This is a genomic window from Geodermatophilus sp. SYSU D00703 (assembly GCF_054050155.1).
The window spans coordinates 32,214-48,937 of record NZ_JBJGYU010000021.1; the positions used below are offsets into that span (position 1 = coordinate 32,214).

Here is a 16,724-nt window from a genome sequence, read left to right on the forward strand (position 1 = left end):
GCCCGTCGGTCACCGGACGTCGTCGGCTGCCGTCGGCCATCGTGGGCGGTTTGTCGATCGCGAGTTGGTCGCGTCCTCCCGGTCGGCCGTGACCCCGATGTCGCCCCCACCCGATGTGCAGACTGCAGGGGACGTCTGGACCCGGACCGGCACGGGGATCAGGCAGATCGCAGGAGGTCGGCCAACACGCCCACGTCGGGCAGGTCCAGGTGCGGGCGCACCTCCTCGGGCAGGTCAGTGAACGACTGGGCGTGCCCGATGCCGGTGTGGACGGCGACGGCGAGTGACCCGCCCTTGTGCGCCATCGGCACCTCCAGTTCAGGGTCGTCGCCGACCACGGCGAGCTCCACGGCTGGGACGTCGAGATGCCGCGCCGCCGCCTGGAGGGCCTGCAGGGCCGGCTTCCCGACGACGGTCACCCGGGCTCGGGTGATGTCGCGGACGACGGCGCTGATCGCCCGCGAGGTGCCGAGCGTGCGGCCCTCGGCGGTGGCGAAGAACAGTGACTGCGAGGCGCTGTAGAACTTCGCCCCCTCGAAGACCGCGAAGCAGGCGGCCTCCAGCGCTTCGAAGGTGAGCTCCTGCCGGAACCAGCCCGCGAAGACGGCGTCCGCGGTCGCTCCACGCAGGGGCGGGAGGGTCTCGATGCCGGCGGCCTCCAGCGGCTCGGTGATGCCCTTGCCGCCGAGCACCATCACCCGTCGGTGTCCTCGTCGCCGGAACAGCTCGGCCGCGGCGGTGGCCGGTGTGAGGACGGCGTCGTCGGGCACGGGGAAGCCGGCCTGTTGGAGCGCGTCCGCGCACTGCCTGGGCGTCTTCACGGTGCCGTTGGTGAACACGCAGAACCGCAGGTCCCGTTCGGCGAGCAGACGCACGAACTCGACCGCTCCGGGCAGTGCGCGCAACCCCCGGTTGTTGCGGTCACCGAGGACCAGGGTCCCGTCCATGTCCAGCACGAAGCCGCGCACCCGCCGCAGCCTCTCGAGCGCGCCGGTGTCCGGTTCAGGCACGGGAGGCTCCTTCCGCACGACGGTGGACGAACAGCCGGAAATCCGGCTTGCCCACCGCCAGGTCGTGGACGGACGGCCGCTCGCCCAGCTCGCGGAGCAGGGTGAGCACCGGTGTCAGGGTCGGGTTGTAGTGCGCCGGCGCCGGGCCGGTGGCGACCATCGCGTCGACCTGCTCGGCGGGCATGTGCGCCCGCAGCAGCAGCTCCTCGTCGCTGACCGCCGGACCGAACTGCCGGCGCAGTTCCTCCGGTGACGGCGGCGGGGGCTCCGACTGCAGCTCGCGCGCCCGTGGCCGGTCGAGGATCCGGTCGAGCACGACCGGGTCGATGGGGGCGGTGGGCCGGCCGAAGCTGCCCAGCGCATACCGGATCACCTGGTCGGGCACGTTCGAGTAGCGCTCGCCGATGACGTTGAACAGCGCCTGCGAGACGACCATCTGGGGGAACGGCGTGACCATGATGGGGTGGCCGAGTTCGGCGCGGACCCGGCCGACCTCCTCGATGAGGCCGTCGAACCGGTCCTCCATGCCGATCTCGCGCAGCTGGCGGCGGGTGGTGGTCATGACGCCGCCGGCGATCTGGTGGTGCAGGAACGCGGCGTCGAAGTCCTGCGGTCGACCGGCCGGCAGCTCTTCCGCCGTCGCCAGCCGTTCGAAGAAGTCGCAGGCCAGGCCGAGCGCGCGGTCGTCGATGTCGACGCGGTGGCCCATCTCGCGGAGGTTGGACACGGTGCGGCGGACCTCCGGCAGCGACGAGCCGTTGCCGAGCGGCCCGCAGCCGGTCTGCACGACCTCGACGCCGAGCTCGGGCGCGATCGAGTAGGTCAGGGGGGAGAGCCCGATGGTGGCGTGCGAGTGCAGCTCGAGCGGCGTGCTGCCGAGCTCGGCCTTGATCGCCGGGAGGAGTGTGCGGGCCCGCTCGGCCGTGAGGATGCCCGCCGGGTCCTTGACGTAGACGCGGTCGACGTCCGGGCACTCGCGCATCTGCCGGGCCAGGTCGGCGTAGAAGGCGTCGTCGTGGACCGCGCTGATCGTGAAGGTCAGCGCCGCGACCACCTCGTCGACGCCGGCCTTCTTCAGCCGGCGGCCGGTGGCGCGGGCGGCGTCCATGTCGTGCATCGGGTCGAGGACGACGACCCGGTCGATCCCGTTGGCGACCAGCCGGTCGTAGACCAGCTGCATGGTGTCGGGGTGGGAGTTCTGCCAGGAGATGAAGCGGAACCCGGTGCCGATGAACTGCAGCTTGGTCGTCGGCATGAGGGCCCTCGTGCGCCGGAACAGCTCCCAGGGGTCCTCCCGGTGGGTGCGGACGAGCATGCCCATCGCGGTGCTGGAGCTGTAGTCCAGAGCCCGGAAGCCGACCCGCTCCAAGATCGGCGCCACCTGGAGCACGTGTGCCGTGCGCAGGCCGGCGGCGCCCCAGAGGCTCTGGTTGCCGTCGCGCAGGGAGACGTCGACCAGTCCGACGTCGGCCATCAGGGCACCTCCACGAGGTCGGGCTGGGAGCTGCGCAGGAACCGCTCGAAGAAGGCGGTGTCCACTCCGCCGGCGGCGAACTCGGGGTCGGCAAGCAGCGCGGCGTGCACGGGCACGGTCGTCGTCACGCCGTCGATGCGCAGCAGTGAGAGCGCGGCGCGGGCCCGGGCGAGGGCATCGGCGCGGTCGGCTCCGTGCACGATCAGCTTGGCCAGCAGCGAGTCGTAGTAGGGCGGGACGACGGACCCGCCCTGCACGTGGGTGTCCACGCGGATGCCGTCGCCGACGGGCAGCACCACGCGATCGATCCGCCCCGGTGACGGCCGGAAGTCGGCGGTCCAGTCCTCGGCGTTGATCCTGCACTCGACGGCGTGCCCGGTGAGGGTGACGTCCTCCTGCCGGATGGACAGCGGCCGCCCCTCGGCGACGGCGAGCTGCTCGGCGACCAGGTCGATGCCGGTGACCATCTCGGTGACCGGGTGCTCCACCTGGATGCGGGCGTTCATCTCGAGGAAGTAGAACGCCTCGCGCTCGCGGTCGTGGAGCAGCTCGATCGTGCCCAGGCCGCGGTAGCCGAGGTGCTCGGCGAGGGCCAGGGCGGCGCGAGCCATCTCGGAGTGCACGCGGTCGGGCAGCAGCGGCGCCGGGGCCTCCTCGAACAGCTTCTGGTAGCGGCGCTGCACCGAGCAGTCGCGGTCGCCCACGGCCACCGCCCGGGTGCCGTCGCCGATCACCTGCACCTCGACGTGCCGGCCGGAGGCGACGTACCGCTCCAGGTAGACCCGAGGGTCGCCGAACGCGGCGGCGGCCTCGGAGACCGCCAGGTCGAGGGTGTGCGGCAGCTCCTCGGCCGTGCGGACCAGCTTCATGCCCCGCCCGCCGCCACCGCCGACGGCCTTGACCAGCAGCGGGTAGCCGACCTCGGCCGCCACCGCCCGCGCGCCGGCCAGGTCCGCGGCCTCGCCGCCGGGCACGACGGGCAGCCCCGCCGCGATCGCGTGCGAGCGGGCCCGCAGCTTGTCCCCGACCGCCTCCAGGGACGCCGGGGTCGGCCCGACGAAGACGATCCCGGCCGCCTCGCAGGCCCGGGCCAGCGCGGGGTTCTCCGACAGGAAGCCGTAGCCGGGGTGCACCGCGTCGGCGTGCACCGCCTGTGCGGCACCGACCACCGCCGACGGGTCGAGGTAGCTCGCCGACGCCGGCGCGGGGCCCAGCCGGACCACCCGGTCGGCCAGCCGGGCCGGCAGCGAGTCCAGGTCCGCGTCAGAGGCGGCAAGCACCGACTCGATGCCCAGCCGGCGGCACGTGCGGATGACACGGACCGCGATCTCCCCGCGGTTGCCGATGAGCAGCCGGCGGATCCTCACGAGGCGCCCTCGCCCAGGCCGGCGGTGTCCGACCCCGGGTCCACCACCAGGAGGACCGCGTCGGTGTCGGCGAACTCCCCGTTGCCGGTGCGGAACTCCACCACCGTGCCGCGGACACCGGCGTGCACCGGGGTCATCATCTTCATGGTCTCGACGATGCCGACGACGGTGTCCTCGGCGACCCGGTCGCCGACCTCGACGAACGGTGCCGCACCCGGCTTCGGCGCCCGGTAGAAGGTGCCCAGCAGCGGCGGGTGCACCGCGACCAGGCCCTCCGCCACCGCGGCGGACGGGCCTTTGTGGCCACTGTGGCCGCCCTCCGAGGGGGCCTTGTGGCCGGTTCGGCCGTCGTCCTCGACCGCGGGCCGGCGGAGCACCTGCTGCTCGGCCGTCCAGCCTGTCGCGCCCTCCCGGCGCACCGTCAGGGTGAGGTCGGCCAGCTCCAGGTGCAGCTCCTCGAGGCCGCTGGAGTCGAGCACGTGCAGGACATCGCGGACGTCGTCGGGAGTGAGGTCCACGGCGTTCAGCTCTCCGGGGAGCTCGGGCGCTTGCCGCCCAGCAGGTTGAACACGTGGTCGAAGGCGCGAGCCGTCGGAGCGGCGACCCCGGACTTGGCCGCCGCGGCGTCCTTCTCCGCCCACACCGTCTCCGGGCGGCTCTGGAGGAGGAAGACGTTCTCGCCGGGTGGCGCCGTCCGCGACACCGCCCACTCGATGTCCTGCGGGCAGCCGTAGTGCGCCTCGACCTGCCGGGCGATCGCCACCAGCTCGGCGATCTCGTCGTCGCTGACCGACGGGACGTCCCGCAGGTTCGCCGGCACGTCGCTCTCCACCACCCCGGCGCCGCTGGGATCGGGCTGGTGCCACCGGGTCTTGGACGACACCGTCCGCCGGACGACCTCCCCGGTGACCTTGCTGACGACGAAGGAGTCCGGGGTGACGTCGCCGCTGACGACGGCCGAGCCGAGGCCCCAGCTGGCGTCGATGGCGACGACCGAGCGGTCGCCGGACAGCGGGCTGCGGGTGAACATCACCCCGGAACTGCGGGAGCCCACCATCTGCTGCACGACGACGGCCATCGCCAGGTCCGTCTCGGGGATGCCGCGGCGCAGCCGGTAGGTCACCGACTCGATGCTGTAGAGGCTCGCCCAGCACCGACGGACGTGGGAGAGGACCGAGTCCGCGCCGCGCACCCACAGGTAGGTGTCCTGCAGCCCGGCGAAGCTGGCCTCGGCGGAGTCCTCGCTGGTGGCGCTGGACCGGACGGCCACCGGCAGGTCGGGCTGGCCGCACGCGTCGGCGAGTCGGGTGTACGCGGCCGTCACCGCCTCGGCGACCTCGGCCGGCAGCGGCGCCGACTCGACGATCGACCGGAGCTCGGCGCAGGCCGCCGCGACCGCATCGGCGTCGGACGGGTCGAGCGCCGTCACGCGCGAGCCGAGGTCGAGCGCGGCGACCGCGGACCGGAAGGCCTCGGTCGTCACGACGAAGCCGTCGGGGACGCGGATGCCCGCCCGCATCAGCTCCCCCAGGCTGGCGCCCTTCCCCCCCGCCACCGGGACGTCGTCCCGGCCGACGTCGGCGAAGCGCAGTACGGGCTGGATCGTGGTCATGGCGGTCCCCATCAGCCGAGGATGGTCACGACGCCGCGGTCGCCGTCGACGCGCACGCGGTCACCGGTCTTGATCTTGGTGGTGGCCTGGCCGCTGCCGACGACCGCCGGCATGCCGTACTCGCGGGCGACGATCGCCGCGTGCGACATGGTGCCGCCGATGTCGGAGACGGCGGCGGCGATCTTGCCGAACACCGGCCCCCAGCTGGGCGCGGTCACCGGGCACACGAGGATCTCGCCCTCGCGGATCTGCCCGATCTCGTTGACGTTCATCAGGACGCGGGCGACGCCCTCGACGACGCCGGGCGAGGCGGCGTACCCGCGGACGGTGTTCTCGTCGAGCTCGTCGTCGGCCAGCCAGGTCTCGATGGTCTCGTCGGTGACGCCCCAGAGCATCTGCACCGCTGGGTCGTTCATCGTCTCGGGCACCGGTCCCAGCGCCGGCGGAGGCGACCACCGGGCCAGCGCCTCGAGGATCTGCTTGCGGCGCTCGACGATCGGCCGCCAGTGGCGGGCGCCCAGCTCCGTCCCGCCGGCCGCCCACGCCAGTTGCACGTCGGCGAGGGCGTCCTCGACCTCGACGTGCCGCAGGTGGAACACGTCCTCGGCGTCGGCCAGCACCCCCCGGTCGGCCAGCAGCTGCCCGAAGGCGCGGATCTTCTGGAAGAACCGGGTGGTGAACCAGTGCTCGCAGTAGAACTTGTGCGACTCGATGTAGGGAAACACCTGCCGGCACAGCCCGAGCATCTGGTCGAAGGCGGCCTTCTCGTCGTCGGAGCCCAGCAGGGCGCGGTACTCCTGGGCGATCCGCTCCCGCTCCTGGGCCAGCCGCTCGGTGGGTCGGGTGAGGTCCTCACCGTTGCGGATCTGCTCGACGTAGCGGGGCAGTGCCGCGAACGGCACGGTCAGGTCGTCGGCCCACGACAGGTGGTGGTGGTAGAAGCCGTCGCCGACCGAGACGTTGAACCACGGGTCCTTGGCCTCCTCCAGGGCGGCCAGCCACCGGGCGCCGGCGTCCCCGCGCTCGGCCAGTGCGCCGAGCACCTTGGCCGGGTCGTTGCCCTCGACGAACAGGTCGGCGAGGTCGAGCTCGACCGCGAGCGCTGCAAGCTCCTTCAGCTCGTCGTCCGGCCGGTACATGGTCACCTCCATGCCGGCGACCATGCGGGCGACCGTCTGGTCCCCGATCTCCGGGAAGGCCTGCTTGCAGAACCCGAAGAAGACGACGTAGGCGCCGTAGCCGAGCATCAGGAACTCGGTGTGGTGGTGCCACATCTTCGAGTACAGGTCGATGCAGCGGTGGAAGTCCTCGCGGAGGAGGTGGTTGGACGCGAAGCCGCGGGCCTCGGTGACGACGGACAGGTCGTCCAGCTCGCCCAGCTGCGGCACCTCGACCGCCTCGATCTCGGCGATCAGCGCCTCGATCCGCTGCTGCCACTCCCCGTACAGGCGATCCCAGTTGGCGTAGTAGTGGCCGGCCCGCTCCTGGAAGTGCTCGAGGCGTTCGGCCTGCTTCGCCGGGTCCAGGACCGGGTTGGCGGTGATGTAGACCCGCCCGTTGACGATCCGGTACTCGATCCCCATCGTCGTCGGGAAGGAGAACAGGCGCGCGGTGTTCGCGCCGATCGCGGTGTACGGGATCTCCGAGGTGAGGCCGTCGAAGGCCGGCACCACCTCGGGGAAGTGCATGGAGTTGTAGAACCAGAACCGCTGGTCGTCCTCGGGCTGGAAACGGGAGAAGTACGGGTACATCTCCTCCCACCCCTCCGCGCCCGGGACGTCGGCGATCTGGGACGGCAGCGGGAACGACCGCTCGCCGGTGGGCTGGGACATCTGTCCTCTCCTCTTTCTCGGGGTCAGGCGAGCGAGTAGTCCCGCTGCGTGCGGGCGTACTCGACGACGTCGGCCAGGGAGCCGGGATCGGCCATGGCGCTGGGATCGGCGACGTCCGCGGGGTCGGCGCCCATCAGCAGCCGGCGGACCGGGACCTCCATCTTCTTGCCGCTGCGCGTCAGTGGGACCGCGCGGACGGCGATGATCCGGTCGGGCACGTGCCGCGGCGTGTACTCCTCCCGCAGCCGGCGACGCAGCCGCGCCTGCAGCTCGTCGTCCAGCACCGCACCGGGCGCCAGCACGACGAACAGCGGCATGAAGAACCCGCCGCCGGGCAAGTCGAGGTTGACGACCAGCGAGGTGACGACGGCCGGGTCGTCCTCGACCACGCGGTAGATCTCGGCCGTGCCGATGCGCACACCGTGCCGGTTGAGCACCGCGTCGGAGCGGCCCCGCACGAAGCAGCCGCCGCGCTCGTTGACCTCGAGGAAGTCCCCGTGCCGCCAGACGCCCGGGAACGTCTCGAAGTAGCTGGCCCGGTACCGGGCGCCGTCCTCGTCGCCCCAGAGGAACAACGGCATCGAGGGCATGGGGCGGGTGACGACCAGCTCCCCGACCCGGCCGACGACCGGGTGACCGGCGTCGTCCCAGGCCTCCGCGGCGACCCCCAGGCACCGCGCCTGGATCTCCCCCGCGCGGACCGGCAGCGTCGGCACGCCACCCACGAGGCCCGTGCAGATGTCCGTGCCCCCGCTGCCGGTGGCAACCCACAGGTCCTCGGCGACGGCCTCGTAGAACCACGCCGTGATCGCGGGGGCGACCGGCGACCCGGCGGGCATGACGACCTCCAGGGCGGAGAGGTCGAACCGTTCCCGCGGCACGATGCCGGCCTTCCTCATCAGCTCGACGTAGGTGGGGCTGGTGCCGAAGAAGCGGGCCCGGCTGTCCTGGGCCAGCCGCCACAGCACGTCGACGTCGGGGTGCGACGGGTTGCCGTCGTAGAGCACCGGCACGATCCCGGCGGTCAGCATGCTGACCAGGAAGTTCCACATCATCCAGCCGGTGGTGGTGAAGAAGAACGCCCGGTCGCCGGGCCGCAGGTCCTGGTGGAACGCCAGCGACTTCAGTTGCTCGAGCAGGATCCCGCCGTGCCCGTGCACGATCGGCTTGGGCAGGCCGGTCGTCCCGGAGGAGAAGAGCACCCACAGCGGGTGGTCGAACGGCACCTGCTCGCAGACGAAGTCGTCGGCTCCCGTCGATGGGTCGGCCAGCACGTCGGGCCAGGACGTGACCGGCAACGGCAGGACGGACACCGGCAGCCCGAGGACGGGCACGGAGACGACCTCGCGCAGATCGGGCAACCCGGCGACGAGGTCCGCGACCTCGCCGCGCCGGTCGAGGTCGCGACCGCCGTAGCGGTAGCCGTCGGCGGTGAATAGCACCGTGGGGCGCAGCTGGGCCAGCCGGTCGAGCGCGCCGCGGGCGCCGAAGTCCGGGGAGACGCCGGCCCACACGGCGCCCACGGCGGCCGCGGCCAGCATCGCGACCATGGCCTCGGGCACGTGCGGCAGGTAGCCGACCACGCGGTCCCCGGGCCGCACCCCGCGCTCGCGCAGGTGGGTGGCGACCGCGCGGACCTGGCCGGTGAACTCCTCCCAGGGGAGCTCGCGCAGCGGCTCGGTCTCGCTGGCGTACAGCAACGCCGGTGCGCCCGGCACCTCTCGGCGGAGGACGTGCTCGGCGAAGTTGAGCCGGGCACCGGGGAACCAGCGGGCGCCGGGCATGGTGTCGTCGGCGAGCACGACGGTGTACGGCTCGGACGACCGGACGTCGAAGAACTCCCAGACCGCCGACCAGAACTCGTCCAGCTCCGTCGTCGACCACTCCCACAAGGCCCCGTAGTCGCCGAACGACCGGCCGGTGCGTTCCTCCGCGAAGCGGGTGAACGCCATCAACCGGGTCTGCTCCACCCGCTCGGGGGTCGGCGTCCACAGCAGGTCGCCCTCGCGGACGGTGCCGCCCTCGGCCACCCCCCGCATCGCCGCGCTCGACATGGGCGAGACGGTTGCCGAGGCCGGTGTGACGGGCAACACCTTCTTCCCGGTATCCGGAAAACACTGGGGCCGGACGAGGCCGGCCGGCGGTCAGCCCAGACCGCCGGCGTCCGTGACCGCCAGTCCGCTGCGCAGCAGGTCGGCGCTCAGGGAGGCAGAGGCAGCTCGGAGGTGGGGTAACGCGCCCGACGAGCGCGGGCTGCGTAGGGGGGCCAAGAGCCCGAGGGCGGCCACCACGCCGTCGTGGCCGCTCACCGGGGCGGCCAGCGAGGAGACGCCGAGGCGGTGTTCCTGCGCGCTGCGCGCCACCCCGCTTCGCCGGATCTCTTCCAGCTGCCGGTAGAGCGCAGTCGGGTCGGTGACCGTGTACGCCGTGTGCCGCCGGAGGCTGCCGGCGACCTGCTCGACGAGGGCCGGCTCGGCGTAGGCCAGCAGCGCCTTGCCGACAGCGGTGCAGTACAGAGGCAGATGGCCACCCGGACTGTGCCGGGTCGGCAGGGTCTTGGTCCCGGAGAGGCGCTCGATGACGAGAGCGGCGGCACCGTCCAGCACGGCCAGGTGCACGGTGTGCCCAGTGGCGCCCACGAGGTCCTGCAGGTGCGGCAGGGCCAACTCGCGCAGTTCGGTGGGCGGCGCGAGCAGGCCTAGACGCCACAGGAGCGCGCCGATCTCGTAGCGGCCGTCGGCCCGGCGGACCAACAAGCGGCTCTCCACGAGGTCGGCGGCCAGGCGGTGGACGGTGGCCAAGGGGAGACCACTGCGGCGGGACAGCTGCGAGAGGTTCAGCACCCGGTGGTCGGCGTCGAACGCGCTGAGCAGCAAGGCCGCCCGGACCGTCACCGACCGACGGCCACCCCGCTGACCGGCTGCGCGATCGCCTCCCATGCCAGCACGCTAGTGCTCCGCCTCCCCCTCCTCGCACGGTGATCCCTGCTCTCGGTCCTTCCAGTCTCCGAACCGCCCATGCGCGTCGGCGCCCGCCCCGAGGTCACCGGCATCGAACTCACCGCCGGCTGACCCGCGGGCCGTCGACCTGCTCGGCGACTCCTCGACCGGTGACCGCGGTCGCTCTCCGTCACCACCGCACCGGTGCGAGACGGCGCCTCCCTGCCGGCCCAGCAGCTCGGACGGCAGGTGGAGGGTGGCCTGATGGTGGTCACACCGCCCTGTGAAGCGGTCAGGGGCCGTTCCGGATCTCTCCGGACACGGCCCCTGAGTTGCGGTTTCCCGCTGTCGGGCTGACAGGATTTGAACCTGCGACCCCTTGACCCCCAGTCAAGTGCGCTACCAAGCTGCGCTACAGCCCGAGCGCCGGGCGGCTCGCACCGCCCGATCGCTGCAGGGAGAAGGCTACCGCACCACCCGCGCGCGCCCGACCGGTGGTCAGCCGCGCGCCGCGACCGGGGCGTCCGCGTCGGTGAGGACCCGGCGTAGCGCCGCCGCGAAGGCCTCCGGCTCCCCGGCCTGGCCGTACTCGCCGCCCAGGAAGCCGCCGTGGTCGCCGGGGAACTCCACCGGCGTCACCCCGAGCCGCTCGGCCACTGCCTCCCCGCCCCGACGGGCCAACTGGCCCTCGGACCCCACGCCGACGGCCACCACGATCCGCGTGGACGCCGCGCGCAGGGCGGCGACGTCGTGCTCGTGGTGGGTGCACGACATCAGGTTCTGCCCGAGCAGCACGTCGTCCCGCGAGCCGTCGTCCTCGGTCGGCAGCCCGAACGCCGCCGGGTCGGCGGGCTGGTCGCCCCAGTCGGCCGGGACCGGGCCCCGGTGGCCCACCAGCCGGATGAACTCGGCCATCCCCGCGCCGAAGCCGCTGCGGCGGTAGACGTCGTGCACGTGCCGGGTCGCGGCCAGCGCCTCCTCGCGGTCCGGGACCAGCGCGGCCGCCGGCGGCTCGTGCGCGACGAGGGTGCGCACCTGCTCGGGGTGCCGGGTCACCAGGACCAGCGCGTTGACCGCTCCCCCGCTGGTGGCGAAGACGTCGACCGGCCCGGCGTCCAGCGCGTCGATCAGCCGGGACAGGTCGTCGGCGTGCTCCTCCGGCCTGGTCTCGGTCGCTCCGTCGGTGCGCCGGCTGCGCTCCACCCCGCGCGGGTCGTAGGTCACCACGGTGCGGTCGGGGAAGTACCCGGCCAGCGTCTCGAACCCCGCCGCCCCCATAGGCGAGCCGATCAACAACAGCACCGGGCCGTCGCCGGGGCGGGCGTCGTAGGTGAGCACGGCACCCGGGACGTCCAGGGTGTGCGTCTGCGGTGCGGTCATTGCCGGCCTCCGGCGGGCTGGAGTGGACGTGTCCTCCCTCAGACCGGCGCCGCGACCCGGACTCATCGCCGTCCGGCTCAGCCCTTCTGCCGGTCGCTCCCCCGGCCCTCGCGGACCTTGACCGAGATCTCGATCGGCGTGCCGTGGAAGCCGAACCTCTCCCGCAGCTTGCGCTCCAGGAACCGCCGGTAGCCGGCCTCGAGGAACCCGGTGGAGAACACCACGAACCGGGGCGGCCGGACGTCGGCCTGCGTCACGTACTTGATCTTCGGCGCGCGGCCGCCGCGGGCGGGCGGGGGAGTCTCCTGCACCAGGGCCCGCACGTAGGTGTTCAGTTCCGCCGTCGGCACCCGGGTCTCCCAGGAGACCAGCGCGTCGCGCAGGTGCTGGGCCAGCTTGTTCACCCCGCGGCCGCTGGTGGCCGAGATGTTGACCCGGGACGCCCACCTCACCCGCGCCAGGTCGCGCTCGATCTCCCGCTCCAGCTGCGCGTGGCGGTCCTCGTCGAGGGTGTCCCACTTGTTGATGGCCAGCACCAGCGCGCGGCCGGCGTCGACCACCTGGCTGATCACCCGCTGGTCCTGCTCGCTGATCACCTCGTCGGCGGCGAGCAGGACGACGGCGACCTCGGCGGCCTGGATGGCGGCCTCGGTCCGCAGGCTGGCGTAGTACTCCATGCCGCTGGCGGTGTTGACCTTGCGGCGCAGGCCCGCGGTGTCGACGAACCGCCACTCCTCGCCGCCGAGGGTGATGATCGAGTCCACCGGGTCCACGGTCGTGCCGGCCACCGAGTCGACGACCGAGCGCTCCTCCTTGGCCAGCCGGTTGAGCAGGCTGGACTTGCCGACGTTGGGCCGGCCCACCAGCGCCACGCGGCGCGGACCGCCCTCCTCCGGCTGCTCCCGCGGCGCCTCCGGCAGCGCGTCGAGGACCAGGTCGAGCAGGTCACCGCTGCCGCGGCCGTGCAGGGCGCTGACCGGCTGCGGCTCCCCCAGCCCCAGCGACCACAGCTCGGCGGCGTTGGCCTCGCTGCGCTCGTCGTCCACCTTGTTGGCCACGACGAGCACCGGCCGGTCACTGCGGCGCAGGACGCGCGCGGCGGCCAGGTCGGTGTCGGTGGCGCCGACCGAGCTGTCGACGACGAAGACGATGACGTCCGCGGTCTTCATCGCGTGCTCGGCCTGGCGGCTGATCGACGCGCCCAGGCCGGAGGCCCGGGGGTCCCAGCCGCCGGTGTCGACGAGCGTGAACCGCTTGCCGTTCCACAGCGCCTCGTAGGAGATCCGGTCGCGGGTGACGCCGGGGATGTCCTGCACCACCGCGGCGCGGCGGCCCAGGATGCGGTTGACCAGCGTCGACTTGCCGACGTTGGGCCGCCCGACGATCGCCACGACCGGCAGCGGCGCGCCGGTCCCCTCGACGGTCACCGCCGCGCCCCCAGCGTGGAGGAGGCCAGCTCCACCACGCGGTCGACGACGCCCTCGCGGTCCAGGTGCGTGCTGTCGACGACGATCGCGTCGGCGGCCGGCCGCAGCGGGCTGTCCTCCCGGCTGCTGTCGTACTCGTCGCGGCGGCGCAGGTCGGCGGCGAGGCCGGCGATCTCGTCGGGGGTGGTGAGGCCCAGCTGCGCGGCGCGGCGCTGGGCGCGGGCCTCGGGCGCGGCGGTCAGGTAGACCTTGAGCGTCGCGTCGGGCAGGACGACGGTGCCGATGTCGCGGCCCTCGACGACGACCGCGTCGGCCGACGCCACGAGCGCCCGCTGCTGGTCGACCAGCTGCCGGCGCACGGCGGGCACCGCGGAGACCGCCGACACCGCGCGGGTCACCTCGGCGCCGCGGATGCGGACGGCGACGTCCACGCCGTCGACCCGCACCAGCTCGGTGTCGGCCGCCGTCCCGACCTCGATCTCGGCCCCGGCGACGACGGCGGCCACGGCCTCGGCGTCCTCCGGGTCGACCCCGGCGTCCAGGACGACGACGGTCGCCGCCCGGTACATGGCCCCGGTGTCGAGGTAGCTCGCGCCCAGCCGGGTCGCCACGGCCCGGGCGACGCTGGACTTCCCCGTCCCCGAGGGCCCGTCGAGGGTGATCTGCCCCCGGAACCCGGCACTCACTGTGCGATGTCCCGTCGCAGCGCCACGGCCCCGCGCAGGTACACGTGCTGGATCTCCGCGCGCGGCCGGTCGGTCTCCACGTGCGCCATCAGCCGCAGCACCCGCGGCAGCGCGTGCGGGACGTCGATCTCGGTGGCGCACATCAGCGGGACGTCGCCGAACCCGAGCTCGCGCGCGGCCAGCGCCGGGAACTCCGAGACCAGGTCGGGAGTGGCGGTGAACAGGATGCTGATGACGTCGTCGTGCTGGAGCTGGTTGCGCTCCATCACCGCGCTGACCAGCTCGCGGGTCGCGTCGAGGACCAGCTCCCGCTTGTCGGCGTCCACCTGGGTCGCACCACGGATGGCTCGGACGGCCACTACCACTCTCCTCGATCGGCGCGGGGCACGAGGCGCCGTGCCCCTCGGTCGAGTCTAGGTAGCCCCCGCCACCCGCCTCGGCCGAGCCCGGGAACCCCTCACCGGCGCATCCCGTCGACGCCGTAGAGCGCGGCGGCGTTGTCCCGCAGGACGAGCTCACCGGCCCGCCGCGCGTCGTCGGCGGACAGGTCGCCGTCGGCCACCAGCTCGCCGAGCACCGCCTCGACGAGCGCCCGCCCAGTCCGGGCGCCCAGCCAGTGCAGCTCCGGGACGCCCGTCCCGTCGGAGCTGTACGCGAGCTTCGGGAACGGCGCCGCGCCCAGCGCCGCGCGGGTCATCGACCGCAGCTCGCCGGTGGAGAGGAACGGGATCGCGTAGGAGAGGTCCAGGTGCGCGTTGCCGTACACCGAGGCGAGGAAGGCGCCCTCCCGCACGTAGGGCCAGCAGCCGTGCAGCAGCACCACCGGCACCGGCCGGTACGCCGGCTCCTCCAGCACCGCGCGCAGCTCCAGCGGCGAGGCACGGCGCAGGTCGACGTCCGGGTCGCCGTAGCCGACGTGGAACTGGACCGGCAGCTCCTGCGCGGCCGCGGCGGCGAGGGCCAGGTGCAGCAGGCTGTCCAGCAGCGGCTTGTGGCCCAGGCGGACCCGGCCGCCGGCGGCGACCTCCGCCCGCGCGGCGCGGAAGGCCGCCCGCGCGTCCGCCTCGGACCACCGCTCGATGCCCAGGCCGGTGCGGTACCCGGCGATGCTCTTGAGGCCGGCGTACCCGGCCGCGCGGACGTCGGCGGTGGCGGCGCGGACGGCGTCCACCAGGTCGGCGTACCGCCGGTGCTCGGCGACCAGGTCCTGGAACAGCACCTCCAGCCGCAGCAGGCGGACCCGGTGCGCGCCGCTGCAGGCGTCGAAGGCCTCCCCCGGCATCGCCGCGGCCGGGTCCGGGAACCCGGTGTCGACCACCACACCGCCGATCGCCGCGTCGGCGAACAGCCGGGCCACGAGCTCCCCCGGGCCCAGCCGGCCGCGCGCCGCCAGGACGGCGTCCTCCTCCGCCGGGACGCCGTGGAAGGCGGCCATGGCCCGCAGCAGCCGGCCGTAGAAGGCGGTCCGCCCGGCGTCCCGGGCGCGCGCGACCGGGTCCGGGGACTCGGTGAACCGCCCGCGCCACGCCGCGGGGTCGGCGTCCGGCGCGCGCTCGACGGCGTGGCAGTGGCCGTCGACGACGGTCACGTCGCTGAGGTCGACGGCGGTCACGGGCGCGTCAGAACCGGAGGAAGTGCTGCCGGAACTCGAACTCCTGGTCCTCGGCCGCGAACGCCTCCGCCTCGGAGCGGCGCACGGCCAGGTAGCAGCGCGCCAGCAGGTCGCCCATGGCGCCGAGCAGGACCGGGTCCTCCTCCAGCTCGTCGAGCGCCGCCGACATCGAGGGAGGCAGCGGCCGCACCCTGCCGCGGACGAGGTCCTCGGGGGACGTCCGCGCGGGGTCGTGGGCGCAGGGCTCGCCGGGTTCGAGCTCCCGCTCGATGCCGTCCAGGCCGCAGGTGATCAGCGCCCCGAGGGCCAGGTACGGGTTGGCGCTGGGGTCCGACGGCTTGAACTCCAGGTTGTAGGTCTGCTCCTCGCGCCGGTGGAACGGCGAGCAGACCCGCAGCGCCGCCTCGCGGTTGTCGAAGCCCCAGGCGGTCGTCGCCGAGGCCCACGCGCCGGGGACCCGGCGCCGGGCGGAGTTGTAGCTCGGCGTGGTCAGGGCGACCAGCGCCGGCAGGTGCGCGCAGACGCCGGCGATGAAGTGCCGGCCCAGCCGCGACAGCCCGCCGGGGGCGGCCGGGTCGTACAGGGTGGTGCGCCCCTCGCCGTCCCACAGGGACAGGTGCACGTGCGCGCCGTTGCCGATGGCGTCGGGCCAGGGCTTGGCCGCGAACGAGGCGACCAGGCCGTGCCGCAGGGCCACCCCCCGCACGGTGTCGCGGAACCGCATCTGGTTGTCGGCCGCCCCGAGCGGGTCGGCGTGCCCGATCGAGATCTCCTGCTGCCCCGGGCCGTACTCGTTCATCGCCTGCTCGACGGCGAGGCCCTGCGCCTCGAGGGCGTCGACGGTGTCGACCACGACCGCTGCGGTGAGGTCGGCGCCGATGACGCTGTAGACCGGCGCGTGGTCGGGGGTGTCGAACGGGACGTAGCGCCCGTCGACCTCGTGGGCCAGGGAGAACTCGTTCTCGAAGGCGGCCCGGACGTGCACGCCGAGCGCGGCGGCCCGGGCGACCACCGCCTTGAGGAACGAGCGGGGGCAGGCGCCCCAGTCGCGGCGGTCGTGACCGACCTGGTCGCACAGGACGCCGGCGGTGCCCGGCACCCAGGGCAGCACGGTGAAGGTGGCCGGGTCCGGCAGCAGCCTGATCTCGCCGACCGGCTCCATGCCCTCCACGTGGACGAGCTGCTCGAGCTGGTTGATCGCCATCTGCGCCCGGGTCAGGCCCACGCCCTCGACGAGCTTGTGCGGCAGCTGGGAGACGTGGACGGCCTTGGTGTGGGCGATGCCGCTGACGTCGCAGTACTCGAAGCGGACCAGGCGCAGGTCCCGTCGCCGGGCCGCGGCGACGACGTCGAGGGCGGTCATCGGGGGGCTCCTCCCGCTGGGG

At 73.6% G+C, this 16,724-nt stretch carries 14 protein-coding genes and 1 tRNA gene; all 15 read right to left on the reverse strand.

Features of this window, described 5'->3' with window-relative positions; translation table 11 throughout:
• Nucleotides 1-158 precede the first annotated feature (158 nt).
• The 15 genes from ACI782_RS18160 to ACI782_RS18230 all read right to left on the reverse strand — a co-directional run bounded on the left by ACI782_RS18160 (nucleotide 159) and on the right by ACI782_RS18230 (nucleotide 16,702).
• Nucleotides 159-1,010 (reverse strand): HAD-IIA family hydrolase, encoded by an 852-nt coding sequence (locus ACI782_RS18160; protein WP_456911475.1) that lies wholly within the window; start codon nucleotides 1,008-1,010, stop codon nucleotides 159-161.
• Nucleotides 1,003-2,484: a biotin carboxyl carrier protein gene (locus ACI782_RS18165; protein WP_456911476.1), complete on the reverse strand. Its 1,482-nt coding sequence runs from the start codon at nucleotides 2,482-2,484 to the stop codon at nucleotides 1,003-1,005. Before ACI782_RS18165 ends, ACI782_RS18160 begins: the two co-directional genes overlap by 8 nt.
• Nucleotides 2,484-3,851 carry an acetyl-CoA carboxylase biotin carboxylase subunit gene (locus tag ACI782_RS18170; RefSeq protein ID WP_456911477.1) on the reverse strand — a complete coding sequence of 456 codons (1,368 nt, stop codon included), beginning with the start codon at nucleotides 3,849-3,851 and terminating at the stop codon, nucleotides 2,484-2,486. The genes ACI782_RS18165 and ACI782_RS18170 overlap by 1 nt, the downstream gene beginning before the upstream one ends.
• Nucleotides 3,848-4,369 carry an acetyl-CoA carboxylase biotin carboxyl carrier protein gene (locus tag ACI782_RS18175; RefSeq protein WP_456911478.1) on the reverse strand — a complete coding sequence of 174 codons (522 nt, stop codon included), beginning with the start codon at nucleotides 4,367-4,369 and terminating at the stop codon, nucleotides 3,848-3,850. Before ACI782_RS18175 ends, ACI782_RS18170 begins: the two co-directional genes overlap by 4 nt.
• 5 nt (nucleotides 4,370-4,374) lie before the next feature.
• On the reverse strand, nucleotides 4,375-5,475 hold the full coding sequence (locus ACI782_RS18180) for a PEP/pyruvate-binding domain-containing protein (RefSeq protein ID WP_456911479.1): 1,101 nt from the start codon (nucleotides 5,473-5,475) through the stop codon (nucleotides 4,375-4,377).
• On the reverse strand, nucleotides 5,475-7,295 hold the full coding sequence (locus ACI782_RS18185; protein ID WP_456911480.1) for a PEP-utilizing enzyme: 1,821 nt from the start codon (nucleotides 7,293-7,295) through the stop codon (nucleotides 5,475-5,477). The genes ACI782_RS18180 and ACI782_RS18185 overlap by 1 nt, the downstream gene beginning before the upstream one ends.
• 23 nt (nucleotides 7,296-7,318) lie before the next feature.
• Nucleotides 7,319-9,349: an acetoacetate--CoA ligase gene (locus ACI782_RS18190; RefSeq protein ID WP_456911481.1), complete on the reverse strand. Its 2,031-nt coding sequence runs from the start codon at nucleotides 9,347-9,349 to the stop codon at nucleotides 7,319-7,321.
• A 90-nt stretch (nucleotides 9,350-9,439) separates the two neighbouring features.
• Nucleotides 9,440-10,234 (reverse strand): IclR family transcriptional regulator, encoded by a 795-nt coding sequence (locus ACI782_RS18195; protein WP_456911482.1) that lies wholly within the window; start codon nucleotides 10,232-10,234, stop codon nucleotides 9,440-9,442.
• A 348-nt stretch (nucleotides 10,235-10,582) separates the two neighbouring features.
• Nucleotides 10,583-10,656: transfer RNA gene (locus ACI782_RS18200), tRNA-Pro, on the reverse strand.
• Between the two features lie 76 nt (nucleotides 10,657-10,732).
• Nucleotides 10,733-11,614, reverse strand: coding sequence for an alpha/beta fold hydrolase (locus ACI782_RS18205; protein WP_456911483.1), 882 nt, complete (start codon nucleotides 11,612-11,614; stop codon nucleotides 10,733-10,735).
• Nucleotides 11,615-11,691: 77 nt separating this feature from the next.
• Nucleotides 11,692-13,041, reverse strand: coding sequence for a ribosome biogenesis GTPase Der (gene der, locus ACI782_RS18210; protein WP_456911484.1), 1,350 nt, complete (start codon nucleotides 13,039-13,041; stop codon nucleotides 11,692-11,694).
• Entirely contained in the window at nucleotides 13,038-13,727 is a 690-nt protein-coding gene (cmk, locus tag ACI782_RS18215; RefSeq protein ID WP_456911485.1) for a (d)CMP kinase, read from the reverse strand. The genes der and cmk overlap by 4 nt, the downstream gene beginning before the upstream one ends.
• On the reverse strand, nucleotides 13,724-14,086 hold the full coding sequence (aroH, locus tag ACI782_RS18220) for a chorismate mutase (protein WP_456911486.1): 363 nt from the start codon (nucleotides 14,084-14,086) through the stop codon (nucleotides 13,724-13,726). Before aroH ends, cmk begins: the two co-directional genes overlap by 4 nt.
• A 98-nt stretch (nucleotides 14,087-14,184) precedes the next feature.
• Entirely contained in the window at nucleotides 14,185-15,339 is a 1,155-nt protein-coding gene (locus tag ACI782_RS18225; RefSeq protein ID WP_456911487.1) for an amidohydrolase family protein, read from the reverse strand.
• A gap of 7 nt (nucleotides 15,340-15,346) precedes the next feature.
• A complete protein-coding gene (locus ACI782_RS18230) occupies nucleotides 15,347-16,702 on the reverse strand; it encodes a glutamine synthetase family protein (RefSeq protein ID WP_456911488.1) in 1,356 nt (451 codons plus the stop codon).
• Between the last annotated feature and the right edge of the window lie 22 nt (nucleotides 16,703-16,724).

Coding starts and splice junctions, on each gene's coding strand:
- ACI782_RS18165 (WP_456911476.1), bottom strand. CDS start 2,484: ATGGCCGACGTCGGACTGGTCGACGTCTCCCTGCGCGACGGCAACCAG.
- ACI782_RS18180 (WP_456911479.1), bottom strand. CDS start 5,475: ATGGGGACCGCCATGACCACGATCCAGCCCGTACTGCGCTTCGCCGAC.
- ACI782_RS18195 (WP_456911482.1), bottom strand. CDS start 10,234: ATGGGAGGCGATCGCGCAGCCGGTCAGCGGGGTGGCCGTCGGTCGGTG.
- ACI782_RS18185 (WP_456911480.1), bottom strand. CDS start 7,295: ATGTCCCAGCCCACCGGCGAGCGGTCGTTCCCGCTGCCGTCCCAGATC.
- ACI782_RS18190 (WP_456911481.1), bottom strand. CDS start 9,349: ATGTCGAGCGCGGCGATGCGGGGGGTGGCCGAGGGCGGCACCGTCCGC.
- ACI782_RS18205 (WP_456911483.1), bottom strand. CDS start 11,614: ATGACCGCACCGCAGACGCACACCCTGGACGTCCCGGGTGCCGTGCTC.
- ACI782_RS18230 (WP_456911488.1), bottom strand. CDS start 16,702: ATGACCGCCCTCGACGTCGTCGCCGCGGCCCGGCGACGGGACCTGCGC.